Consider the following 25,760-nt stretch of genomic DNA (forward strand, 5'->3'; position numbering starts at 1 on the left):
TTGCCATGCCAAATTCAAATATTCCCAAAGATGTTGCTGGCAGCCTGACAAGTGTTTTCACCAACATTAACTTTGAGCGACTTAGTGAAATCGTGGTCGCGATTATTTTATGTTTCATCGGCTTCCTGATTGCACGTTTGGTTTCAAATGCCTTTATTCGCACAGTAGGCAGTCGCTTTAATGCCCATCAACGCCTGTTATGGCGCCGAGGTATCTTTTACTTCATTTTCTTGCTGTTCATTATGACCAGCCTCAGAGAAGCCGGTTTTAAACTCAGTGTGTTTTTGGGTGCCGCAGGGATCTTAACCGTTGCCTTGGGTTTTGCCTCACAAACCTCTGCCAGCAACTTGATCAGTGGTTTATTCTTGATTGGAGAAGGCTCATTTGAAGTCGGTGATACCATTCAAATTACTTTAATTCGAGGTCAAACCATCGAAGGTGAGGTGATTTCAATTGATCTACTCTCGGTGAAACTGCTCACACTGGACAATGTTTATATTCGTTTGCCGAATGAACAACTGATCCGAACCCCTGTGATGAACTTATCCAAATACCCGATACGGCGTATTCCAATCACCTTGGCGATTAACTTCCACGAAGACATTATTAAAGTACGACATGTTCTATTAGAAGTGGCAGCCAAATACCCGCTGGTGATGGATGATCCTAAAGCTACGGTTACGGTGACGGCATTTAGAGAATCATCCATTGAGCTTCTATTTGCGGTATGGTGTCGTCAGGAGAACTCACTCAAAGTTCGCGATGAAATGCAGGAACGTATTCGCAATGGCTTTCTGGAAAATGAGATTGAAATTCCTGTACCGAAAATGGGTCTGATTGATCGACCTCTGCCCTTAGAAAATGACGAAGTCGATCAATATGCCAATCAGAAAGAACTCAAAAAAGAACAGAAAGAGAGTTAGCTCTCTTTCTGATTTTCTTCTATCGCAGGTGGTAAAGGTGCCAAATAAGCAATCACCAGCATCACAGCTCCCGAACCAATAAATGAAATCACGCGAGTTAAGGTGCCACTTTGCGATAGATCCAATAACAGTAGTTTCGCTACTACAATGGCTAACAAGGCAGCCCCAACAAACCAGATTTGTCGAATGTGACGGCGACTGGAAAAAGTCATCAGAACGAAGGCCAAGATCACCCACAGCAGCGTCAAACTCAGTTGTACATCACCATTCGTCCAGATTGCGACACTCCAGAATGGCGTGCCTAGATAATGATGCATGGCGCGGACCACCACACTGCTCAATACCAATAAGCCAATCAAAATCGTGATAACTTTAAAGCCCCACTCCATCGAACGCTCTGCGCTAAAATCATGCTGATATATCATCCAGATCAGACCTGCAAACACCAACAACGACAAAAGATCGGTAGGATTGAATAGTGGTAAAACATAATAATGTTCAGCCGAATAAGGATCTAGACTAATCAGCAACAACCACAACAGGCTTAAGCCCCACACTGGTAATTGATGCAATAACTGTGTTTTATGCAATCGTAATAAGCAAATAGCATAGATCGCAGGGATCAGCGCAAGTGCTGCAATCGGCATGATTGGGAAAATGGCCAAACCGATACTGGCAAGACTCAACCACAGCAACGTCGCCCAAATCACCGTATAGACACGAAACTTACTCAAATTCAAACTGATCAGCAGTAAGGACAATAAGCTTGCAGCAACGGCAAAACTGACCTGATCTAACATGTTCGGCCAATGTCCAGTCGAATAAACGCCTACAGCAAACATTTCCCCGTAGAGTAGGAATAACAGTACCGCCGCCAAAATCAGCTGTAGATTGTCCCACTGCAAACGTGATTTAAAATGCACAGCCAAACTAAATAACAGCAGTAATATGACAGCAATCGCGAGATAAGGACTCAGTCCATACTGCTGCCATTGCATCAACTCAGCCCCTGCAATCGCTCCTGAATACAGTCCAAGTACCAGAAACACACCACTCAGCATACGTGCGCTGAAATACTTCTCCACTTCTTGATAATGTAATAAGTAAAAAGCAGAGCTAAACTGAGCCAATGCAAAAATCGCAGTGCTTAGAATTGGGAAATGATCATTTGACCAGACTTGGAACAGCAGCGCCACAGAACTTAATAACACCAATGCCACACCAACATAGCGACTTAATCGGTAACGCTCGGTCACGCCCCAGACAATCAATGCCGTTCCCTGAATTACCCAGCCTGTTGAAGTCCAATGTGCCCCTTTGGCCAATGGGAAAATCAATGCAACAAAGACCACAGCAAGAATGAAAAAGCTTTTGGCTAAAATTAAAAGTTGCGGATGTTGACGCTTAATCCAGATATTTAAACTGATATAAACAATCGCAAGTGCAACTACACCCCAAGTGAGTGCTGAGGTTGAGTTATGCATTAAATAGGCATGTAGCGAAAAGCCCAGTACAGGCACACTAAAAATCAAGCCTACATCTAAAATCGGTTGTAAACGCTCAGGGAGCTGAGCTGTTTGTTGCTGCACATTTTGAGCACGTAACATCAGCTGGCTATAGCGAATGCTCAGCCAGATAAATAGCGCCATATGGAGCCAGAGAATGATATCCAAGGTATCAAACTGTGCCGTTTTTGCATAAATTCCGATGGTTGTACCACCAATAAACATGGTGGCGAAGAACGCAATTTGATGCAGGATTTTCCAGGGTTGAATAAAATTCAACGCAGCCACGGCTAAGTTAATGACAAAATAATAACTAAATAAGAAAATCACATCAGGATGATTTTGTGGAATCACCAAGGGCGCGAGATAGGCCATGGTTAAAGCCAACATCGCCAAATACAAGGCTTGTTGTTTTAAACTGAGGTAGACCGTCGCCAATAATAGAATCACAAATAAAACACTGGCAGTAGCTAAGCTGGCAATGACGGCGAAATGATGCGAGAAGATCAAGGTTAAAAAAACTACTGCTAAACCGACGCCTTGTAGAGCCACCGCAAATAATTGATTTTTCTTTTGCAGCACATAACCTGCAATGGTAATGATCACGCCTGCACTGGCGATAAAACTCAGCTTCACACCTAGACTGAGTTGCCAATGCTCACTGGCAAAGCGTAATAACAACACCACGCCAACCATAAGCACTGCGACGGCGACACGTAAAATGGGATTGCCATGTATCATCCAATCGAGTGCAGGTTGCCACCAACTTGGTGTGTTAGGCTTAGTTGCTCGAGTAACTGGAGTCGAAGTCTGCCCGATTGATGCTGGAACAGATTCAGTTGTTTGATGCATCCATGCTGGATGCTGCACTGGGTCAAGAGGATTAGAAGAAGCTGTAGTTGTGTTTTCAAGCTGCTGATCAAGTGCAGTTGGCTGGGGTTGAGCTGCGCGCTGTACCTGAATCTGATGTTGTTGAATCGCATCCTGTTCCAGATGCAATAAACGGGTTTGAAATGCACTGATGGTTTGGATCAAGCACAACAGCAACACCAATAAAGCACCACCTGCCAACCACATCCACGTATTGGCATAGGCAAATAGTGCGACGAGTGCTGCGCCATAAATCACAATTTTTTGTATGCCAATCCCCGCTGTTTGCACAAAATCACTCGTTGCGGTCTGTTCAAGCTGACGCAAACGCTGATGGATTTCAGACAGAACGTGCACAATAACAACGGTCAATCCAATACCAGCAGCAACAATCATGCCTTGCCACTTCAATGCAATTGCAGCCGCAAGCAATACAGCTAAGGCAATTAAAACAACGATGAGTCCCTGTTTGTCTTTTTTATACATAGACTTATATCAATTATGACAGCTTCATTGCGGCTATCTTACTTGATCACTAGATAGGCAGGTATTGTTACATACAAAATACTGCAAATTTTAAACGACACAAGCAGCCGCTCTGCGTCCAGTTCAGATAAGACAGCCACCACTTTTTCACGTAAAATACCGAGTAATTTATAATTAGGATTTGCGCAATGCCACCTTTTGTCTTGGTTGACGGGTCTTATTTTTTATTTCGTGCTTTTCACGCCTTACCCCCATTAACCACGTCGACTGGCTTACATACCAATGCCATTCGGGGTGCAATCTCAGCGATTCAAAAACTGATGCGCCGCACCCAACCGACGCATATGGCTGTGATTTTTGATACACCAGAGCCGACTTTCCGTCATAAATTATCGCCAATCTACAAAGGCGATCGTCCAAGCATGCCTGAGGAATTATCTCAACAGATTCCTTATCTACACGCCTTGATTAAAGCGCAAGGTATTCCATTGTATTTTCTCGCGGGTGCAGAAGCGGATGACATTATTGGGACTTTAACCAAGCGAGCTTTGGCAGAAGGTCATCATGTCCTCATCTCGACCGGTGACAAAGACATGGCGCAATTGGTGAATGAGCACGTCAAACTGGAAGACAGTTTTAAAGAACGTGTTTTAGATGAAGCCGGTGTGTTTGAAAAGTTCGGGGTGCATCCACATCAAATCATCGATTATCTTACCCTCATGGGCGATGCATCTGACGGTATTATGGGTGTTCCGGGTGTGGGTGCAAAAACAGCGGCAAAGCTATTGAATGAATACGGCACACTCAACAATATCATTGCCAATGCCGATCAGCTCAAAGGTAAGCTGAGCCAGAATATTAAAGATAATGTAGACAATATTAAAATTGACCATCAGTTGGCGAGCATTGTCTGTGATCTCGATTTAGCTTTGGACTGGCATGATCTGAAATTATGTAATCCAAATGTTGATCAGCTTCGTGAGCTCTATACAGAACTCGAGTTCCGTAATCAGTTACAGTCTTTGGATCACCCGAACAATCCAAATAGTTCAGCCTATCAGCAAACCTCGCAAAGCATTGCCAAAACTGAACAAAAACCAGAGCCTGTGGTTGCCGAAGATCATGCCAATCTTTCCAGCCAAGATGATCAACTGGGGAATGCGACTTATCATACGGTATTGAGCCAACAAGATTGGGATGCCTTGTTGCAGCGTATGCAACAAGCAGATCATTTTGCGATTGATACTGAAACCACCAATCTGGATTATCGCTTTGCCGAACTGGTCGGTTTCTCGGTGGCGTTTGATGCCAAAGATGCCTATTACGTTCCTGTTGCCCACGATTACGAAGGTGCACCTGAACAACTCAATCGTGAGCAGGTTCTTGCCCAGATTAAACCAATTCTTGAAAATGAACAGGTCAAGAAAATTGGTCATCATCTCAAATATGATGCACATATCTTTGCCAATCACGGCATCACCATTCAAGGTTGGTATTTCGATACCATGCTGGCCTCTTATGTATTAAATGCAGCAGCAACACGTCATGGCATGGATGATGTCGCCCGACTTTATCTCAGCCATTTGACTACAACCTTTGAACAAATTGCGGGTAAAGGTGCCAAACAAAAAACCTTTAACCAGATTGAGCTTGAAGTGGCGGCACATTATGCGGCTGAAGATGCACATGTCACCTATCGCTTATATGAAGTGTTAGCTGCAAAGCTGCAAAGCCATCCTGAATTGGTCAACATCCTGCATAACATCGAAATGCCAGTCGCACGTGTCCTTACGGGCATGGAGGAAGATGGAATTAAGCTGGATCACGCTTTCCTTGATCAGCTCAGTGTTGAATTCTCTAAAACCATACAAAGCCTTGAGGTACAAGCGGCTGAATTGGCAGGTGAAGCGTTTAATGTCGCGTCACCAAAACAGGTCGGTGAAGTACTGTTTGAAAAGCTAGGACTGAAAGGTGGTAAGAAAACTGCGACAGGTCAATACAGCACCAGTGAAAGTATTCTGGAAAAAATTGAACATCCTTTGGCAGAAGTAATTCTGGAACATCGCGGTTTGGCAAAACTGAAAAACACCTATACCGATCGTTTGATTGAGCAATCGCACGATTCAACTCATCGTGTACATACCAGTTATCACCAAGCCCTAACCGCAACAGGTCGTTTGTCTTCAACTGATCCAAACTTACAAAACATTCCAATCCGGACCCCAATTGGGCGTCAAATTCGTAAAGCCTTTATTGCCCCTGAAGGACGTGTGTTACTCGCTGCCGATTATTCACAAATCGAATTGCGTTTGATGGCACATTTCTCTCAAGATGATGCGCTAGTTCATGCCTTCCAGCAAGGTCAAGATGTGCATCGTCGTACCGCTTCTGAAGTGCTCGGGATTGCCATTGAAGATGTCACCAATGACCAACGCCGCCAAGCCAAAGCAGTTAACTTTGGTCTACTTTATGGGATGTCTGAATTCGGTCTCACCCGTCAGCTCGGTTTTAGCCGTGAAGAATCGCGTAGCTATATCGCACGTTACTTCCAGCGTTATCCGGGTGTGTTGGATTATATGGAGCGCACGCGCCAGATCGCACGTGAACAAGGTTTCGTTGAAACCATTTTAGGTCGTCGTTTGTATACCCCAGACATTATGGCCAGTAATAAAATGATCAAACAAGCGGCTGAACGTGCGGCAATCAATGCACCCCTACAAGGCAGTGCAGCGGATATCATTAAATTGGCCATGATCGCAGTGGATAAAATGCTACCCAAAGACCAAGCCAAGCTTTTACTACAGGTGCACGATGAACTTGTATTCGAAGCCGATGCTGCAATTGCAGATGAACTGTCAAAGCAAATTGCTGACGTGATGCAATCTGTTTTGGAAATTTCAGTGCCGTTTGTGGTGGAAGTTGGACAAGGTCTAAACTGGGACGCTGCGCATTAAGCGCCAACAACCATTCAATACAAGCTTCTTGCAGACAGGGGATCAATACTCCCCTGCGCTACAAGAACACACATAATAAATATTATTCGATTAATAAAGAATCCTCGATAAAAATTAATCTTTATAGGAGAAGGGAATGCACCATGTCCTTTAATCAAGTTCAATTTAATCGCTATCACTCGATTGATACGCTACGTTTTATTTCAATCTGCTTGGTGTTACTACACCACTTTAATATCCCCTATAAACTATTTGACACTGCAATCAGCTTTCAGGTGTTCGGTGAAAGCATCACCACACTTTTCGCCCGAAACGGGAACTATGGCGTCACCATGTTCTTTGTGATTTCAGGCTATTTAATTACCTCACATACACTCAAACGCTGGGGTGCATTGCATCAGATCAATACCCGGGATTTTTATATTTCGCGTTTTTCCCGCATCATGCCGACCTTGATTCTGTTGATCTGTCTGGTCAATCTTTTAGCTGCGTTTGAGCTTAAACCCTTTATGACCCAAGCCCCCAATGGCATTGTGGTGGCTCAATCAACGGTAAACTTGGCAGCGCTGACCTTTTGGATGAACATCCTGATCATTGAAAATGGTTGGGTTAACTATGCGCTTGGCGTGTTATGGTCCTTATCCGTAGAAGAAGTGTTTTATCTGCTTTTCCCACTCACCGCCTTAATCTTTAAAAGAAAACCCTTATTTCTGTTGGTCTGCTTTGCCCTGATTGTATTTGCACCCTATTTCAGATATTTACATTATGCTGAAGAAAGTGGTGCTTACCTATACCATTATTTTTCAAGCTTTGACGGGATTGCTTTTGGCTGTATTGCGGCACTGATTGCACCACAACTGAAACTCCAAGCCAAAACTTGGTTAGCACTGAAATATATCGCCATTGCGACCATGTTCATCATTTACTTTTCAGCACCAATTAAACAAAACTGTGTTTGGGGCATTAGTGTGTTTGCACTGGCAACAACCATCGTGATTCTGGCAAATATTGCCAATGAAAATACGACCATGCAGACACAGCGTTTTAAGTGGTTACAGGAGATTGGCAAGAATAGTTATGAAATTTATTTATTCCATCTGATTATTTTAGGCAGTTTTAAACTGTTTTATACGCCTGCACTGACTGAGGGTAATATCAAACTGATGCTATTGCTGATTTATTTTGTGCTTGCCATTGGACTCGGTGGGCTGATTGCACGCTACTTTTCCAATCCACTCAATCGAGCGATCCGGCAGCGCTGGATCAAAAAATAAAAAAATGGGCCTTATGCCCATTTTTTTATTGAATAAAGAAGGCTCAAAGACCAGTTAACAAGACTTTAGCCGCTTCATTCATAAGAATCTCAGCCACGTATAAAGCCAAGAAAGCCAAAATTGGAGACAGGTCAATCATCCCCATATTCGGTAATATACGGCGGAATGGTGCAAGCAATGGCTCAGCCAACTCTTGAATCACTTCGATATAAGGCGAACGTGTCTGAGTAAACATCACCACCCAACTGAGAATAATGGTGGCAAAGATCAAATAACGACAGAAACGAATCAAATCCTGAATCATGGTCACAAAGGTGGTGATCACCAGATATACGGCACTATGCGGCATCTGCCCAGACAAATACATCAAACCGAACATTTTCAGCAGATATAGCACCACTAGCAACGCAACCGCAGCTAAATTGACACGGCCCTTGCCCACTGTTGGGAAAATACGGCTAAAAATATCTACAATCTTGGTGGCTTTCACGGTTGAAAGCACTACAGGATTGTATGGACTGACTGCCGCCAATTGCATTAAAAAACGGAAAAAGACCAATAAAATTGCAACATTGATCAAAACACCAAAAATTAGCGCAGAACTTGCACCCATAATTGTCTTATCCTACTTAAACCGATTTAGTCTTGTCACTCAACTCTTGCGCTAGCTCTTGGCTACGCTTCTGAGCTGCTGCAAGCGCTGCTTGAATATTTTGTGAAATCTGCGCACGATCAAACACTTCTAAAGCTGCTTGCGTTGTACCATTTGGAGAGGTCACGTTTTTACGTAATTCTGCGGGAGAATTCGAGCTGGTAATCGCCATTTGTGCTGCACCTAAAGCTGTTTGTAGCGTTAATGCAGTCGCGACTTTCTCATCTAAGCCCAAGTTTTTACCTGCACGGATCATACTTTCCATCAAGTAAAAGAAATAGGCAGGGCCAGAACCAGACACTGCTGTTACAGCATCAATTTGAGCTTCAGTATCCACCCAAATCGTTAAACCTGTCGCCGCCAAAATTTGACTGGTTAACTCACGATCTTGAGTACCTACTGCATCAGACGCATACATACCGTGCGCGCCTGTTTGTACCAATGCTGGCGTGTTCGGCATGACACGGACAATACGTTGACTACCACCAATCAAATCTGAAATGGTTTGAATTTCAGCGCCCGCAATAATTGAAATTACGAGTTTATCTGACAATAACCCTTTTAATGGTTGTAATACCGTTGCCAAGACTTGTGGTTTTACCGCCAACACCACCACATCTGCATTTTTAATTGCTTCCACATTGTCTGTGGTGGTTTGAATGCTTTTTTCTTCTAAGATGTGACGAATTTGTTCTACAGGATCAGAAACTGTAATGCGAGTTGTGGGTAAACCACGAGACAGCAGCCCACCAATCAAGGCCTGTGCCATATTACCGCCGCCAATAAAACAAATATTTTGATTCAATGTTGTCGCCATGTCCTACTCATCATGTGAAAAAGACTGCTGAAAAAAGTCATTACAGTCAGAAATTAAACTTGGTTGCCAACCGCCCTGCTCTAAATAATCAGATTGCGCCAACCAAAAACCCTTTGGGCTAAAAACCCCAAGCATAACATTATCTACGACTAATATTTGAATTGTATGACGTAACCAAGGCAAAATCTGTGCCTCTTGAATGGCTTTTTTCAATGGCCAGTGGCCAACACGCCCATAGAGGTGAATTTTTTCCCCCCCCTGTCGTGAAATAAGCGTTAACTCTCGATTCAACAATTGAGTCGAAAGCCCCATCACTTGAGATTCAATCTTAAATTTCCCCGCTGCAACGTGGATTGTTTGATCTATTTGACAAGGTTGCATGACAACTTTCGGAGAAATTGAGATTTTTTCTGCATAACGCTCAGCTTTCGTTAAGCGATATATTTTTTTCTGATAACGCACAAAATAATGCTGATTGAAATGTAAAGTTGCTTGTGCATCAGGTTTTGCCAGAATGACTTCGTGTTGTAATCGTTGCACCATATCGTAACTAGGACGATATTGATCATTTCCTTTCATCCAAGCAGACAACAATTGCCTCTGTCTGGCAGCCGAAAGTTGTGCCAATTTGATCAGATCGAGCTGATGATCGGTAGCACATTGTTGCCAATCTGCTTGCAACACCTGATCCAGTATTTCAGCCGCATCCTGCATTAAATAACTGCTGCGTGCGATAGCCGCCTGCATTTTAGGAAAACGTTGTTGCAACATAGGCCAAAGCTGTTCTCGACACCACGCCCGATCATAATACGTATCATGGTTGCTTGGATCAGTCACATAATCAAAACCGAGCTGCATGGCCCATTGCTCAATCTGATCACGACTGAGTTCCAAAAACGGTCGCCAAATGGTCATCTCTTGACGAACATCAAGCTGCTGCATGGCTGCAAGTCCATTGACCCCAGCACCAGAGAATAAACGCAATAACAGCGTCTCAGCCTGATCCTGCTGATGATGGGCTAATACCAGAAACTCATTCGAGGTTAAATGCTGTCGATAAGCTTGATAACGGGCATCACGTGCCTGTTGTTCTAAATTACCAGCCTCGACCGAGACTTTTTGAACAATACAAGCAATATTGAGTGCATCAGCATGCTGTTGAACCAGCCAGCCCCATTCATCACTTCGGCTTTGTAATTGATGATCAATATAAATTGCGCGGGTTTGAGTCGGAAAAAGTTCAGACATCAGATACAGCAACAGCATGGAATCCATGCCGCCGCTACACCCAATCAGGAATTGAGTTTGTTCAGAAAAATGCTGAGTTTGTGCTAAGACGCGATGCCTAAATTGCTGCTGCCAAACTTCATTAAACGTTGATAACGTGCGTCGCATCGTTCTTGTGCATCCATCGGTTGCAATTCTTCTAAGGCTTGTTTTAACACATCTTTCAAATCATGCATGACTTTTTCAGGTTGCGTATGTGCTCCCTCACCTTCATCCACAACATATTCAACAATGCCTAAAGCCTTGAGTTTGTCTGCGGTTAAAGCCAACGCTTCACTCGCCTGAGCCGCTTTATCTGCAGTTTTCCACAAAATCGACGCACAGCCTTCAGGTGAAATCACCGAGTAAATACTATGTGACAGCATAATCACACGGTCAGCAACACCAATACCCAATGCACCGCCAGAACCACCTTCACCCAGAATCGTGGCAATTACAGGCACTTTCAAACTTGAAAGTTGTGCCAAACTGGTCGCAATCGCTTCCGCTTGACCACGTTCTTCCGCACCTACACCAGGGTATGCACCCATGGTATCGACAAAAGTAAACACAGGTAAATTAAAACGTTCAGCCATATCAAGCAAACGTTGTGATTTACGGTAACCTTCTGGATTACACATCCCAAAGTTATGCTGTAACTTTTCACGTGTGCTACGGCCACGGTGTTGACCCACAACCATTACCGGTTGCCCATCAAAACGCGCCAAACCACCGATCATGGCACCGTCATCACCAAATAAACGGTCACCATGAAGAGCATCAAATTCAGTAAAGATTTCACTGACATAATCTAGAAATTGCGGACGTTCAGGGTGTCTTGCAATTTGAACCGTAGCCCAAGCCTTGGACTGAGTCGCTTTATTTTTCATAAGTCGTAGATAATCCCTAACGAGGATGTATTGTTAATCAACAAATTTGTCTGACTGAATATTTAACTCAATGTCCCAATGCTTAAATTGCACCTGCTCATCATGCAGATCTGCAACCAATAAAGGCCATTGTTTAGCATCGCCAGAAACGCTGAGTTGCCATTGTTGATCATTTACAACACTCAGTTCAATGGCAGGAAGCATCTGATCACTACGACTATGGTTCAGTAAAACGGCAAGACGCAGTAAGAGGCAAAGATAGAGTAAATGACTGCCCCCGACCTTTAAAACGTCATTTTTTGCATCTGCGCGTAACTTACGGCGATGATGTGAAACTAGGTGCGAAAGATGATTTTGATCAATTTGCGAGAAACCCGGAATATCCGAATGTTGCAATAAATATGCTCCATGGCGATGATAACCACCATGGCTAATCGCCAAGCCAATTTCATGCAGATAAGCTGCACGACGCAGTAAGTCACTGTCTTCAGTCGTTAAATTTAACGCATCAGCAACGCCGTCGAATAACTCTTGTGCCGTATTGACCACACGCTCAGCTTGTTTTGGATCGGCGTTATAACGCCCCATTAACGCTTGCACACTACGGTCACGAATATCTTCATGTTTAAAACGACCAAGCAAGTCATACATCACGCCTTCGCGTAATGCACCGTCAGAATATGCCAATTTGTCGATATCTAAAACTTCAAAAATGGCATATAAAATCGCAAGACCGGCTGGCAAAACTGCTCGTCGGTCTTCACGTAGACCTTCAAAATCAATTTCAGAAATATGTTTAAATTTAAGTAAACGATCTTTTAATTTGTATAAACCATCACGAGTGAGGTTTTCTTGCTCATCACTTAAACCCAGATTAACCGCAATCTGACGACAGGCTTTAATGGTTCCACTCGAACCAACCACCGTATCCCACCCTACAGATTTATAGGTATTGGCAATCGCGGACATTTCTTTGCGTGCAGCAACCACAGCCTTATCGAATGCTTTGCTGGTAATTTCACCATCAGGGAAATAGGTTTTACTATAGGCAACACAGCCCATTTGTAAGGATTCGGTATGCAGCGGTTCAAATTCCTCACCGATGATAAACTCGGTTGAACCCCCACCAATATCCACCACCAAGCGTCGACCACCATTGGCCATGGTATGTGAAACGCCGAGATAAATCAGACGTGCTTCTTCACGACCCGCAATAATTTCAATCGGTTTAGGTAAAATTTCGGCTGCTTTTTGGATAAATTCGTGACCATTTTTTGCTTGTCTTAACGCATTGGTTGCCACGATACGTAAACGATTCGGCTGTACTGAGCTCAAACGCCCAACAAAACGGGCTAAACATGCCAATCCACGCTGTTGCGCGGCTTCGGTTAAATTTTTATTTTCATCAAGCCCAGCTGCTAACTGTACTTTTTCTGACATTGAAGCAACTTTCTTAACTTCACCGTGATCAACACGAGCGATTGCCAGATGGAAACTGTTCGATCCCATATCAATCGCAGCAAGTAATTCCTCATCAATCAGAAAATCAGACATTATTCATATAAACCCATGCTCAATTCACGCATTAGAGTAATTCACATGCTTACAATTTTAAAGTCATTTTAATCAATAAAAGTCGCGTATTTTCGCTTTTCGTGCATAAATGATTGCAGAAGTCGATGATCAACATCGTGAGCATCCATTAGACTTTTCATTTTCAAACTTGAATAATCAGAACAAACCCTTACATTGAATAAAGTAGCAATGTAATATTCATCGTGATGATGATCAAATTCGCACTTTATTTCTTAAATTTGGAGCAACCTCATGTCTGCGACTATTGTTAATACAACTGATACAAACTTCCAAGCAGATGTTTTAGATGCTGAAACCCCTGTACTTGTTGATTTCTGGGCTGGCTGGTGTGCACCATGTAAAGCGATTGCGCCAGTTCTTGAAGACTTATCCAATGAATACGCAGGAAAAGTAAAAATTGTTAAAGTTGACGTGACTGCATGTGAAGATACCGCTGTTAAATATAACATCCGTAATATTCCAGCATTATTAATGTTTAAAAATGGCGAAGTTGTTGCTCAACAAGTCGGTGCAGCACCTCGCTCTAAGCTTGCAGCGTTCATTGACCAAAACATCTAATCCAATTGTTACACGGTCTATAGAAGAAATACGCGATTCATTGAATCGCGTATTTCTCCGTAAAAATTGACAATTTGCTTGATTTCCTCTATATTTCTGGATCAAGAAGCTTTGAATGGAATCTACTTCATTGCGCTTCTTACAAGACACAAAACATAAGATCGCCGCTCGGCAATAAACAATTGTTTTCACATTTCTCTCTGAAACAATGAACCAGACTACTGAATCGTGGTTGTGTAAATACAATTACCTCAGCATGTATGTATGCGGTCGATTTTTATTCTTTCCCTAACGTAGTCCTCCACTTATTCCATTCTGTCTGACCACTTATGAACTTAACTGAACTCAAGAAAAAACCCATTGGCGAACTCATTAAAATTGCGGAGTTTATGGGCCTTGAAGGCATGGCACGTAACCGCAAACAAGATATTATTTTTGCCATTTTAAAACGCCACGCCATGAACGGCGAAGAAATCTTTGGTGATGGTGTTCTCGAAATTCTTTCTGATGGTTTTGGCTTCCTACGCTCTGCGGCTGGTTCATATTTAGCGGGACCAGATGACATCTATGTCAGCCCATCGCAAATCCGCCGGTTTAACTTACGTACGGGTGATACCATTACAGGTACCATTCGCCCGCCAAAAGAAGGTGAACGTTATTTTGCTTTATTAAAAGTAAACCAGATTAACTACGATACGCCTGAAAACTCGCGTAATAAAATTTTATTTGAAAACCTCACACCTTTATTCCCGACTGAACAACTGGTCATGGAACTCGGTAATGGGACAACTGAAGATTTAACCTCTCGTGTTGTCGACCTGATTGCGCCAATCGGTAAAGGTCAACGTTCTATTATTGTTGCACCGCCAAAAGCGGGTAAAACAATGTTATTGCAAACCATTGCGCAATCGATTGTTCGTAATAACCCTGAAGTATTCTTAATTGTGCTTTTAATTGACGAACGTCCTGAAGAAGTCACCGAAATGGAGCGTACTGTTCGTGGTGAAGTGATTGCATCTACATTTGATGAAGCACCAGCCCGTCACGTTCAAGTTGCTGAAATGGTGATTGAAAAAGCGAAACGTTTGGTTGAACACAAGAAGGATGTTGTCATTCTACTTGACTCAATTACCCGTCTTGCACGTGCTTATAACACTGTCATTCCTTCTTCAGGCAAAGTGTTAACAGGTGGTGTGGATGCACATGCTTTAGAACGTCCAAAGCGTTTCTTCGGTGCTGCACGTAACATTGAGGAAGGTGGTTCACTCAGTATTATCTCAACTGCCTTAATTGAAACAGGCAGTAAGATGGATGACGTGATCTACGAAGAATTTAAAGGTACAGGTAACCAAGAGATTACGCTTGACCGTCGTATCGCAGAGAAACGCGTGTTCCCTGCAATGAACATCAAGAAATCAGGTACGCGCCGTGAAGAACGTCTTATGAGTGAAGAAAATCTACGTAAAGTCTGGATTTTACGTAAATTACTCCACCCAATGGATGAGCTTGCCGCGATGGAGTTCTTATTGGATCGGATGAAAGAAACCAAAACCAATGATGACTTCTTTGATCAAATGAAACGAAAAGCCTCAACTTAAGTTTCAGTCAAAAAAGCTACCTTAATGGTAGCTTTTTTTATTTGGTTGACATGCTTACATAACATTTACATTCTTTTAAAAAAGTTACTAAAAATACTATTTCATTGATTTATTTATATATTTAAAAAATATCTCATTTTATTTCCGCAACTTACCGATTTAAATTTTATTCTCCATAGTTATTTTCTATCAAAAAACAGCCAAATTCTGCCCATTTTTGTCGTTTTGTTGGACAGAACAGTAGTAATTCATGAATTGCTTTGATAGGATAGCTACAGACCAGTTAGACTGCTCCCTGCGTTGTTACCTAAAGCGTTTAGGAATAATAAAAGCACAAACAGACTAACTCTAGGTTTTTTTTAATCTCACAATTTTATGAGAGTGATGCCATGTTATTCAAAAAATTCGCTGTTGCTGCTGCTATTGCTACTACTTTAGCTTTCGTTGGTTGCTCTAAGAAAGAAGAAGCGCCAGCTACTGACGCTACTGCTGCTGCATCTGAAGCTGTAGAAGCTGCTTCTGAAGCTACTGAAGCTGTTGAAGCTGCTGCTTCTGACGTTGCTGAAGCTGCTTCTGACGTTGCTGCTGCTACTGATGCTGCTGCTTCTGACGTTGCTGCTGCTGCTTCTGAAGCTGCTCCAGCTGAAGCTTCTGCTGCACAATAATCTAGTTTTAGATTAGAAAAAAGAGAACCTTTCGGTTCTCTTTTTTTATGCCTAGATTTTGTTAATACCCATAGATTCAGGTATAAAAAAGCAGATCAATCGATCTGCTCATTTCCAACACGCTGTCTAAATTTCTGACCCGCTCGGAACGTTACCACACGACGAGCAGAGATCGGAATCTCCTCACCTGTCTTTGGATTACGTCCCGGACGTTCACGTTTGTCACGCAACTCAAAATTGCCGAAGCCAGAAAGTTTGACTTGTTCACCCGCGATTAAAGCTTGGCTGATTTCATCAAAAAATAGCTCGACCATTTGTTTTGCTTCACGGCGATTTAAGCTAGTAAGCTCACTTAAATGGTCCGCCATATCTGCTTTTGTTAATGCTGTCATGAGGCCCTCAATGTCGCTTGGTAAGTGTCTTCCAACACTTGAATAATGTTATCCATACCAGATTTAATTTCAGCATCTTCAAGCGTACGAGTTGGATGTTGCCAGAGCACTGCAAAAGCTAAAGAGCGTTTGCCTTGTTCAACCCCTTGCCCCGTATACACATCGAACAACCATGTTGAGTCGAGTAACTCACCACCAGTCTGCTCAATTAACCGCTGAATATCTCTTACCTCAATATTATCAGAGATTAAAAGCGCAATATCACGTCTAACCGATGGAAAACGTGATAATTCTGTAAAATTAGATACATAAGATTGCAAAACTGCCTGCTGATCCAGCTCGGCCACCCAAGTTGTGCCTAAATCCAGTTCACTTTCCAGTGATGGATGTAAACGACCAAGATAACCTATCGACTGCCCATTCACCAAAATCTCAGCCGACTGGCCCGGATGCAACCAGACACGCTCAGTACGCACAAATTCAACAGCAATACGACCTGCAGCTAAAATCTCTTCAATCTCACCTTTGAAATCAAAGAAATCCATTGCTTGTGGTTTTGCATGCCACGATTCTGGTACACGTGAACCGACTGCAATTAATGCCAAGGTTGGAATTTGTTTCAGATCATGAATGCTTTGCGCATTCTGATAATCAAAACGTAAGCCGAGCTCAAAGAAACGCACACGTTGCTGCTGGCGATTTAAGTTGTACTGCACACACGGAATTAAGCTCGATAACAAAGTACTACGCATTGCTGCCAAATCACTTGAAATCGGATTCGCTAACATCAATGGATGTACATTTGGATTCAACTGCTTTTCAAGCTTAGCATCAGCAAAGCTAAAGCTAATCGCTTCTTGGTAGCCTAGCGTCACCGCAGTTTGACGTAATTGTGCAATTTCAAAACGGTCTTGGTACTTTTCCAGTTTTACATCAATTTTTGGCAAACTGATTTGAATATTGTCGTAACCGTGAATACGCACCACTTCTTCAATCAGGTCTTGATAGATTGCCATATCATAACGGTGCGAAGGAGGAACAACCGCCCATTGACCTTGTGCTTTAGTTTCCACCGCACAACCAAGACGTGTTAACGCATCGACAATAAAATCACCAGCAACTTGATAACCCAACAACTGATCAACTTGTGCTTGTTGTAGCTCAATCGCATCACGCGTTGGCAATAAAGTTGTCTGTTCAGCCACAGTCACAGGGCCAAAATCACCGCCCGCAAAGGCTTGAATCAGCTCAGAAGCACGATGCATGGCGATCATCGGCAATTCAAAATCCACACCACGTTCATAACGCTGTGATGAATCGGTATGCAAGCCAAAACGACGTGCACGTCCTGCAATGGCTAAAGGTGCAAAGAAAGCACTTTCAAGGAAGATATCTTGGGTCTCATCAGTTACCGATGAATCTAGTCCCCCCATAATCCCCGCAATCGCCAGTAGTTTCTGATCATCTGCAATGACCATGATGTCATCTTGCAATTCAACTTCTTGATCATTCAACAGCGTCAATTTTTCTTGTGGCTGCGCTTGACGGACTTGAATCGAACCTTCGATTTTTGCCAAATCAAAGGCATGCATCGGCTGGCCGAGTTCAAGTAACACATAGTTGGTAATATCGACCAAAATACTATGGGTACGAATCCCTGAGCGTGCCAGTGCCTGTTCCATCCATTCAGGGGTTGGCGCTTTTACATTGACATTTTTAACGATACGACCTAAATAACGTGGCGTACCTTCAGTGCTAATGTTGACCGCTTTTCCATCGGTAATATTTGCGGCGATGGCCTGAATCTTCGGTTCATTCACTTCAAGTTGGTTAATCACCGCGATTTCACGCGCAATCCCGCGAATACTAAAGCAGTCACCACGGTTTGGCGTGATACTGATGTCAATCACATTGTCATCAAGTTTTAAATATTCACGAATATTCATTCCCACTGGTGCATCAGCAGGCAACTCTAACAAACCATCAATTTTGTCTTCTAAATCAATTTCAGAAGCACCACAGAGCATACCTTGTGATTCAACACCACGGAGCTTACCTTTTTTAATTTTAAAATCGCCTGGCAATACTGCACCAATCGTCGCAACAGGGGCTTTCATACCCACGCGAACATTTGGCGCACCACATACGATCTGTAAGGGTTCACCTGAACCAATATTAATCGTGGTCACACGTAAACGATCTGCATCTGGATGTTGTTCAACCGTAAGAACTTCACCGACAACCACACCCGTAAAGGGTTTTGCAACAGGTGCCAACTCATCGACTTCCAAACCCAACATGGTCAACTGATCAGACAATGTATCGCTATCAATAGCTGGGTTCACCCACGTGCGTAACCAATTTTCACTAATTTTCATTTGTATAAACCTTCTTTAATCCTGAAAAAACTGTTTAGGCAAATTGGCGTAAGAAACGCACGTCATTTTGGTAGAACATACGCAAATCATTGATGCCATAACGCAACATTGCAAAACGCTCTACCCCTAAACCAAAAGCAAAGCCTTTGTATTTATCAGGATCAATCCCCGCAGCACGCAGTACATTTGGATGTACCATGCCACAGCCTAAAACCTCTAACCAACGACCACGTTCATCCATAATATCCACTTCAGCACTTGGCTCAGTGAACGGGAAATAAGATGGGCGGAAACGTACTTTCAAATCTTTCTCAAAAAATTCATTGAGTAAGTTAATCAATAAACCTTTTAACTCAGCAAAGCTGGTATTTTCAGCAACGTACAGACCTTCGATCTGATGGAACATTGGCGAATGGGTTTGATCTGAGTCACAACGATAAACACGCCCCGGACACACAATACGAATTGGTGGCTGGCTAGTTTCCATAGTCCGAATTTGCACACCCGAAGTATGGGTACGTAGCAAATGCGTTGCATCAAAATAGAAGGTGTCATGCATGGCACGTGCTGGGTGGTGTCCCGGAATATTTAAGGCTTCAAAGTTGTGATAATCATCTTCAACTTCTGGGCCATGTGCAACCTTAAAACCTGCTTTGGTAAAAAATTGGCAAATCCGTTCTTGTACTTGAGTAACAGGATGAATACTTCCCATGCGCTGACCGCGACCTGGTAAAGTAATATCAATGGTTTCACTTGCTAATTTTTTTGCAAGTTCAGCTTGTTGTAATGTCTGTTGACGCTCAGTCAAAGCTGTATTGATTGCTTCACGCACAGCGTGAATTGCAGCACCTTGTACTTTTCGCTCTTCAGGATCCATTTTTCCAAGTGCTTTCGACTGCTCTGCAAGCTGGCTTTTCTTCCCTGTAAATTGCACACGGACTTGATCGAGTGCAGCAAGGTCTTGAGCCGCTGCAATGGCAGCAAGCGCTTCAGTGGTCAGGGCTTCCAGTGACATAGTAACTCTCAAAGCAACAAAATATAGAAATATAATAAAACGCTATAGTTTATCAGCTTTTTACCTATTTTATGAAGATAAACCACTGTTTAAATAGCATCCTTTTTTTAAACCTGAATCTGAAGATAAAATAGTCAAGCTTGCCGATTGATCATCTAAATTTTCGTAAAAAAATAATCAATAATTGAATAAAATGTATAAGATATTGATATCGTCAATGAGAAAGAATAACGATGGCGCTTGATCAAATCTGGAAACAACAGCTTACACTTGTGACTTATGGCAATGAGTTCCTCGCAAGTGAACTCAATTTTAGTCGCTGGATTGAACATCCGATTTTCAATCAAAATCGACTGCTTTTTAGGGACTTACTGTCTCAACATCTATTAGCACAACATTTCCAGATTTGGCTTGAAGGCTTAAAAAAACAAGGGGTAAAAAAACTCAGCCTACATTTATCCAGCGTACTCAATGATGAACAAAATCCAAATGCCAATGTAGAGCTGCTTCCCTTCACACATTTTATTGTAAGCCATCAAGGCAATAAAAAAAACGCATGGATTTGTGGACATGAACTGGCTGAATGGGATAACAGTGATCAAGCCTTTGATATACCCGCATCCCAACAAACCACACTCCGCCAAGAAACATTTTGGCGTTATGAATTGAATGATAAATTCGCTAAAAAAATTGATGCTGATTTACAGAAAGTGAATTGGAATCAGGTGGCCATTTTCTTGGAGAAAGAACTATTTGACAGCAAATATGCAGAACATTTTTCAGAACCAGAACAACAAGATCTACCTTTCTATGGCTATGAATTGGATCCGATCAACACACCAAACCAGCAACTCGCATTGATTCCAACCGATTATCCTGCAGATGTTGCACATCGCCTGTTACACCGCACTCAAGCTTTGGCTGATTATTTGCAACAACAAAGACAACATCCTTATCATGCGACAGGTGAATTGATCAGCCCTGAAGAACAAATCAATTTACGTAATTTCTCCCAAAAGACCGATGATTTATTTGCAAAATTAATTGTCAAAACAGCAAATCATTACCAGACAGCTCAATTGACAGCGGAAGAACCTGAAATCATTGATCGGACTATGGAAATCCCGCATCAACTAGATAAAACTCAACATCATAAAGTTGGTACATCAGGGGTCATTAAATTGATTATTCTGACTGTAATTATCTGTCTGCTTGCTTATTATTTTGGTCTGTAGCAACAGAATGCATAAAAAAACCTAGATCACGCCATCTAGGTTTTTCTTTTATCATTTTAGAAGGTCGGTCGAATTCTGATAATGACTTTATGCCCGCCATCATGCTGATTAACAATGTGATGCACATTTTCAATTTCACCTTCAACTTCAGCATCTGGCCCATAAAAAATTCGGATGGTTTCACCCTTTCTAGGCACAATACTCAGCTCTGTTTCAAATGCACCTTGCTGTAACCCTTCTACGCTCACTAACATATTTTTATCCTGATGCTGTTTTCTTTACTGTAAAAAGATTTCAGCGCAAAAGTCTAATCGAACATGTTTGGGTTATGTAATCTTTAAACAAATCAGTAGATTGTGTTACTCATCATAATCTAAATCATCTTCATCCATATTGATGAAATCAGGTTCAGGGGTTTGTTCAAATTGCACGGCGAGAATATCTGTGTGTTGCAGCAAACTGGCTTTAGCGACACGATGCATCCCATCCATCACTCGCCCTTGTGCACACAAAATAATGGGATAACTCAGATCAGCATCTTGAATCAGTTGAAAGTGCTCAATGATTTGTTGTGTTGTTGGAGATTGATCTGGAAACCAATAGGCTTCGTTTAACTCTTGAATATCAGCCAGTAAAACCTTCTTAGGAATCAAGTTTTTCGTCAGCTCCAGCAAATGATGAACATCCCAGATATAAGTATCCTCTCCAACTTGTCTAAAGTGATATTGCCTGCGCACGTTTTAATCCATCATTAATTTCAGATATGATAATAAGCTTAGCTTCTCACCAATAACAGCATACATAAAACAATGACCGATAATTACTGGAAGTTCATCTTAGGCTTACAACATAATGCTCAACGCTATTTTGATCATAAAATTGCTGAATATCATATCGAACATGACTGGTGTGATATAACTCATGACCTTTTTCTGCTACGTGATTTAGAAACGAATGAATTACGTTACGATTCAATTGCTCATTTAATTGCCGATCTCAGAGATCAACAGATTCAGCGCTGCCAACTCATTCCTTTTGATCTACTCTTTCCTGAGTTTACTCAACATTTTAAACAGTTCATTTTTGATACAAGCAATTATCCTGTAGCCATCTTCTTGGGAACAGAGCAAAACTTTGCTTTAGTTAAAGTACATGCAGAAAAAGTAAAAAAATTTTCGATGTCTACGGATCCTCGTGAATTTAGTGGTTTTTCATCCTCTCAAAACTATAATAAATATCTATTATTTACTCTAATTAAATTAGATCAAAAACAACTACAAGTTATTGATGAGTTTAAGAAAAATCTAAATTGGAAAAACTTACATGAGTATTTTCAAAGCACATTTTTAGATAACCCATTTAATTTTAAGCAAGATAAAAGTCTGGTCTTAACCAATAACTTATTTTTAAAAAATGAAATAGCCGAATATCCTTTTCTTAAGGAACCTAGTCCTGAATTCAATTTGGCATTTTCTTGGATAAATAAACTCTGTGATTTACAAGAGCAAATCAAAACTGAAGTGGCAATGACACTAGCTTCAAGATCATTTTATGCTGATATTATTGATCAAAATTTTACAGAAATAGATCTTTTCCAAGAAGATTTAAACAATGCATTAATCAGCTTACTTTCACATAGTGCAAATAGCTATGAGCAAGCATACGTGAACGAAGATTTTTCCTATATTCCACCACACTCACTTCAACATAAACCCCAAACCAATATCGAAGTCAATAATGAGTTGAGCAATGATAGTACAACAGAAGAAAAGCCAACATCTGTTACAGCCTCGACACTTTATCTTATCTTCTTTTTAGCTGTTGTCATTGGGCTACTCTATGGAGTGTTCTGGTTGGTTAACCATTATGAATTCGCCAAATTTATGGTGATTAGCTTGGGCGTAATTATTTTTCTGATGATTTGGTCAAAAAAATAAGACAAAAAAGACCACTAAAAAAGCGGTCTTTTTCATTTTATGCCTATAGCAACTGAGCGCGCACCTGCATAAGTGCAAAACCAAGTAAATTTAACCCCTGCCATTGGCCTGGGTCTTGGATATGCTGGTGATCTTGTGCCATACCAATCCCCCAAATTTTATCGACAGGCGATGCTTCAACCAAAATACGATCATGTGTGGCAAGTAAAAAATTTCTTAATTCTGGATAGTGTGAGAATTTAGCCAAATTTGCCTGTACCACGATATCAAAACGCATTTCCTGCCACAGTTGTTCGTCATAGTGCTGTATTTTTCGACCGAGCTGTTTTGCTTCATTCGGATGTGTGACCTTCAAAATCTGATTCAATATCTCATCATCGTTAAAAAGTTTTGCTTTTTGCGCCATCATATAATGTTCTGCCGTGAGATATTCGATGCCCTCCTGTTTGAATGGCGATGGAAACCACTGGCTAAAACAACTCTTGTCCACATGATTGGCTTGCTTTGGGGTATGTCCCCAGAAATATAAATATTTAAATTGGTGGCCTTGTTGCACTTGTTGAATTAAATCATTTAAAAATTGTTCGTCTTGCATCATCTATCTCTGATTATTCTCTATTATTAAAAACCCAATTCACTAAAAATAAAAAAGACCGCTAAAAAGCGGTCTTTTTTGAATCTCTAAGCTTATGCAGCTAATGCGCCTTTAGCTTTTTCAGCTAAAGCAGCAAATGCAATTGCATCATGCATAGCGATGTCAGCTAATACGCGACGGTCGATGATCACTTGAGCTTTTTTCAAGCCATCGATCATACGGCTGTATGACAAACCGTTTTGACGAGCACCGGCATTGATACGCGCAATCCATAAAGCACGGAATTGACGTTTCTTTTGACGGCGGTCACGGTAAGCGTATTGACCAGCTTTGATTACCGCTTGGAACGCTACGCGGTAAACGCGTGAACGAGCACCATAGTAACCTTTAGCGCGAGCAAGAATTTTTTTGTGACGGCGATGAGCCACTACACCACGTTTTACACGAGCCATTTATAATCTCCTTAGATGTATGGGCACATAGCACGAACTGATGCAACGTCACTTACGTGAACCATTACACAACCGCGCAATTGACGGATACGCTTAGCAGATTTTTTGGTCAAAATGTGGCGCTTGAATGCTTGTTTGCGCTTGAAACCGTTTGCAGTCGCTTTAAAGCGTTTAGCTGCACCACGGCGAGTTTTTAACTTAGCCATAGTAACCTCTTTTGAGCACCTGTTCGGCACGTTTGCACTATTGCAAATCAACCTGCAGGTAAGGAAGGCAGTATCATATAGTATCTCTCCCCAAAACAAAAGCAAAATGCTCATTTTTTGACAGAAATAGCGCTGTTTTCAGCAAACGTTATTTCCCATAATTAATTCTCAAATTATGAGAAACATGCACAAAATCAGCGCATATAATAACAGCAAATTCTTAAATCTCTATCCATATGAATATACAGAATGACGCTTTCGCCGCCTTGCGGTATCGGGATTTCTCTATCGTCACCCTCAATCAATTTTGCTTAACGCTGGCCATCTTGATTCAGGAAATTATTGTGGCGTATTCACTCTATCAAATCACGCGAGACCCTCTGACGCTGGGTTTCATTGGTCTGGCAGAAGCGATTCCGTTCATTACCCTGTCCTTATGGGGTGGTTATTTTGCGGATAAGCTGAATAAACAAAGTATTATGAAAGTTTGTTTATTCTTTTCCATTCCTTTGCCTTTAGTGCTTTGGGGTTTGTTCCATTTACATGGCTTAGAAAAAATTAGCATTAGCACACTATCTTGGGGCATCTATGCCGTCATATTCGCTTTAGGTACCATTCGGGGCTTTTACAATCCATCAGCAACCTCGCTTAAACCCTTTTTGATTCCACGCGAACTGTATGCCAATGGTGCCACTTGGACCACGATCGGTTGGCAAAGTGGTGTCATTATCGGGCCAATGTTGGGTGGTTTTATGTTGGCATTTTTGGGGCGTGAAACTAGTCTCTTTGCAGTATCTGCATTATTGGCCGTCTGCTTCATTTTGATTAACTGTCTAGCAAAGCGAACCTTTCCCAAAATGGAAACCGAAAATGTGCTGCAAAGCCTGACCGATGGTTTCCGCTTTATTTGGAAAACTAAAATTGTTCTATGGGCAATCTCACTGGACTTGGTCTCAGTATTATTTGGGGGCGTGATTGCTCTGTTGCCGATTTTTGCTGAAGAAATTTTAAAAGTTGGACCTGAAGGCTTAGGTTACTTACGTGCAGCCCCGTCTATCGGTGCACTGATCACCATGATTGTGCTGACTAAGTTCCCGCCAATGCATCATGCGTGGCGCAATATGCTGTTGGCCGTCGCAGGCTTTGGTATTTTTACCATTCTGTTCGCCTTCTCAAACAATATGTGGCTGTCCCTCTTTGCCTTAGCCATGACCGGTGCTTGTGACAGTGTTTCCGTCGTGGTTCGTCAAACCATCTTGCAAATTTTCCCACCTGAAAATATGCGGGGACGTGTTGCAGCAGTGAATGGGATGTTCGTTTCTTCAAGTAATGAACTAGGAGCTTTTGAATCAGGTCTTGCAGCCAAATACCTCGGTACCATTACGGCAACCATTCTGGGTGGATGTATGACTCTTGCAGTGGTGAGTTATTGCTGGTTTAAAACCAATGACTTATTCACCGTCGATATTACCAAAGGAACGGAGCAATAAACGTAA

22 protein-coding genes and 1 pseudogene are annotated in these 25,760 nt (G+C 42.0%); 9 read left to right on the forward strand and 14 right to left on the reverse strand.

Going from position 1 to position 25,760, the window contains the following annotated elements:
• Positions 1 to 5: 5 nt before the first annotated feature.
• Complete coding sequence (locus F993_RS06360; protein ID WP_004655618.1) at positions 6 to 923, forward strand: mechanosensitive ion channel family protein; 918 nt, start codon at positions 6 to 8, stop codon at positions 921 to 923.
• Here the strand turns inward: F993_RS06360 and F993_RS06355 are convergent.
• Positions 920 to 3,784, reverse strand: coding sequence for a DUF2339 domain-containing protein (locus F993_RS06355; RefSeq protein WP_004655620.1), 2,865 nt, complete (start codon positions 3,782 to 3,784; stop codon positions 920 to 922). The genes F993_RS06360 and F993_RS06355 overlap by 4 nt on opposite strands.
• 188 nt (positions 3,785 to 3,972) lie before the next feature.
• Between F993_RS06355 and polA the strand changes: the two genes are divergently transcribed.
• Positions 3,973 to 6,738 carry a DNA polymerase I gene (polA, locus tag F993_RS06350; protein WP_004655622.1) on the forward strand — a complete coding sequence of 922 codons (2,766 nt, stop codon included), beginning with the start codon at positions 3,973 to 3,975 and terminating at the stop codon, positions 6,736 to 6,738.
• 143 nt (positions 6,739 to 6,881) lie between these two features.
• On the forward strand, positions 6,882 to 8,012 hold the full coding sequence (locus F993_RS06345) for an acyltransferase family protein (protein WP_004655625.1): 1,131 nt from the start codon (positions 6,882 to 6,884) through the stop codon (positions 8,010 to 8,012).
• A 43-nt stretch (positions 8,013 to 8,055) separates the two neighbouring features.
• Here F993_RS06345 and F993_RS06340 read toward each other — a convergent pair whose 3' ends face one another.
• From F993_RS06340 to ppx, 5 genes are read right to left on the reverse strand one after another with little or no spacing between them, the layout of a single operon-like run.
• A complete protein-coding gene (locus tag F993_RS06340; RefSeq protein ID WP_004655627.1) occupies positions 8,056 to 8,625 on the reverse strand; it encodes a YggT family protein in 570 nt (189 codons plus the stop codon).
• A gap of 16 nt (positions 8,626 to 8,641) precedes the next feature.
• Positions 8,642 to 9,481, reverse strand: coding sequence for a pyrroline-5-carboxylate reductase (gene proC / locus F993_RS06335; protein ID WP_004655629.1), 840 nt, complete (start codon positions 9,479 to 9,481; stop codon positions 8,642 to 8,644).
• A gap of 3 nt (positions 9,482 to 9,484) precedes the next feature.
• Positions 9,485 to 10,876, reverse strand: coding sequence for a tRNA lysidine(34) synthetase TilS (gene tilS, locus F993_RS06330; protein ID WP_081401970.1), 1,392 nt, complete (start codon positions 10,874 to 10,876; stop codon positions 9,485 to 9,487).
• Complete coding sequence (locus F993_RS06325; RefSeq protein ID WP_004655633.1) at positions 10,813 to 11,637, reverse strand: acetyl-CoA carboxylase carboxyltransferase subunit alpha; 825 nt, start codon at positions 11,635 to 11,637, stop codon at positions 10,813 to 10,815. The genes tilS and F993_RS06325 overlap by 64 nt, the downstream gene beginning before the upstream one ends.
• A gap of 33 nt (positions 11,638 to 11,670) precedes the next feature.
• Positions 11,671 to 13,191: an exopolyphosphatase gene (gene ppx / locus F993_RS06320; RefSeq protein ID WP_004655635.1), complete on the reverse strand. Its 1,521-nt coding sequence runs from the start codon at positions 13,189 to 13,191 to the stop codon at positions 11,671 to 11,673.
• 273 nt (positions 13,192 to 13,464) lie between these two features.
• Here ppx and trxA point away from each other — a divergent pair, with 273 nt between their 5' ends.
• The 3 genes and pseudogenes from trxA to F993_RS06305 form a co-directional block, all read left to right on the forward strand.
• Entirely contained in the window at positions 13,465 to 13,791 is a 327-nt protein-coding gene (trxA, locus tag F993_RS06315; RefSeq protein ID WP_004655637.1) for a thioredoxin, read from the forward strand.
• A gap of 329 nt (positions 13,792 to 14,120) precedes the next feature.
• A complete protein-coding gene (rho, locus tag F993_RS06310; RefSeq protein WP_004655640.1) occupies positions 14,121 to 15,389 on the forward strand; it encodes a transcription termination factor Rho in 1,269 nt (422 codons plus the stop codon).
• A 389-nt stretch (positions 15,390 to 15,778) separates the two neighbouring features.
• Positions 15,779 to 15,979 (forward strand): annotated as a pseudogene (locus F993_RS06305) (hypothetical protein); the annotation flags it as partial.
• A gap of 170 nt (positions 15,980 to 16,149) precedes the next feature.
• Here F993_RS06305 and F993_RS06300 read toward each other — a convergent pair.
• Genes F993_RS06300 through pheS form a run of 3 tightly spaced genes read right to left on the reverse strand, consistent with a single transcriptional unit; the run spans position 16,150 to position 19,839 of the window.
• On the reverse strand, positions 16,150 to 16,446 hold the full coding sequence (locus tag F993_RS06300) for an integration host factor subunit alpha (protein ID WP_000126166.1): 297 nt from the start codon (positions 16,444 to 16,446) through the stop codon (positions 16,150 to 16,152).
• Positions 16,443 to 18,824, reverse strand: coding sequence for a phenylalanine--tRNA ligase subunit beta (pheT, locus tag F993_RS06295; protein ID WP_004655643.1), 2,382 nt, complete (start codon positions 18,822 to 18,824; stop codon positions 16,443 to 16,445). The genes F993_RS06300 and pheT overlap by 4 nt, the downstream gene beginning before the upstream one ends.
• A gap of 34 nt (positions 18,825 to 18,858) precedes the next feature.
• Positions 18,859 to 19,839 carry a phenylalanine--tRNA ligase subunit alpha gene (pheS, locus tag F993_RS06290; RefSeq protein WP_004655645.1) on the reverse strand — a complete coding sequence of 327 codons (981 nt, stop codon included), beginning with the start codon at positions 19,837 to 19,839 and terminating at the stop codon, positions 18,859 to 18,861.
• 233 nt (positions 19,840 to 20,072) lie between these two features.
• Between pheS and F993_RS06285 the strand changes: the two genes are divergently transcribed.
• Positions 20,073 to 21,074, forward strand: coding sequence for a hypothetical protein (locus F993_RS06285; RefSeq protein WP_004655647.1), 1,002 nt, complete (start codon positions 20,073 to 20,075; stop codon positions 21,072 to 21,074).
• 56 nt (positions 21,075 to 21,130) lie between these two features.
• Here the strand turns inward: F993_RS06285 and F993_RS06280 are convergent, their stop codons facing one another.
• Together F993_RS06280 and F993_RS06275 are read right to left on the reverse strand one after the other, a co-directional pair.
• Complete coding sequence (locus F993_RS06280) at positions 21,131 to 21,328, reverse strand: hypothetical protein (protein WP_004655648.1); 198 nt, start codon at positions 21,326 to 21,328, stop codon at positions 21,131 to 21,133.
• Between the two features lie 105 nt (positions 21,329 to 21,433).
• Positions 21,434 to 21,811 (reverse strand): hypothetical protein, encoded by a 378-nt coding sequence (locus F993_RS06275; RefSeq protein ID WP_004655650.1) that lies wholly within the window; start codon positions 21,809 to 21,811, stop codon positions 21,434 to 21,436.
• Between the two features lie 72 nt (positions 21,812 to 21,883).
• Here F993_RS06275 and F993_RS06270 point away from each other — a divergent pair, with 72 nt between their 5' ends.
• Entirely contained in the window at positions 21,884 to 23,011 is a 1,128-nt protein-coding gene (locus F993_RS06270; protein WP_004655651.1) for a hypothetical protein, read from the forward strand.
• A gap of 43 nt (positions 23,012 to 23,054) precedes the next feature.
• Here F993_RS06270 and F993_RS06265 read toward each other — a convergent pair whose 3' ends face one another.
• The 3 genes from F993_RS06265 to rpmI form a co-directional block, all read right to left on the reverse strand.
• A complete protein-coding gene (locus tag F993_RS06265; protein ID WP_004655653.1) occupies positions 23,055 to 23,606 on the reverse strand; it encodes an NADAR family protein in 552 nt (183 codons plus the stop codon).
• A 92-nt stretch (positions 23,607 to 23,698) separates the two neighbouring features.
• Positions 23,699 to 24,058 (reverse strand): 50S ribosomal protein L20, encoded by a 360-nt coding sequence (gene rplT / locus F993_RS06260; protein WP_004655655.1) that lies wholly within the window; start codon positions 24,056 to 24,058, stop codon positions 23,699 to 23,701.
• A gap of 11 nt (positions 24,059 to 24,069) precedes the next feature.
• Complete coding sequence (rpmI, locus tag F993_RS06255; RefSeq protein WP_004637967.1) at positions 24,070 to 24,264, reverse strand: 50S ribosomal protein L35; 195 nt, start codon at positions 24,262 to 24,264, stop codon at positions 24,070 to 24,072.
• 236 nt (positions 24,265 to 24,500) lie between these two features.
• On the opposite strand from rpmI, the gene F993_RS06250 reads away from it, so the two are divergent.
• Positions 24,501 to 25,754 (forward strand): MFS transporter, encoded by a 1,254-nt coding sequence (locus F993_RS06250; RefSeq protein ID WP_004655656.1) that lies wholly within the window; start codon positions 24,501 to 24,503, stop codon positions 25,752 to 25,754.
• The last annotated feature ends 6 nt before the right edge of the window (positions 25,755 to 25,760 follow it).

Origin of the sequence: Acinetobacter proteolyticus, assembly GCF_000367945.1 — a bacterium.
Classification (GTDB): Bacteria; Pseudomonadota; Gammaproteobacteria; order Pseudomonadales; family Moraxellaceae; genus Acinetobacter; species Acinetobacter proteolyticus.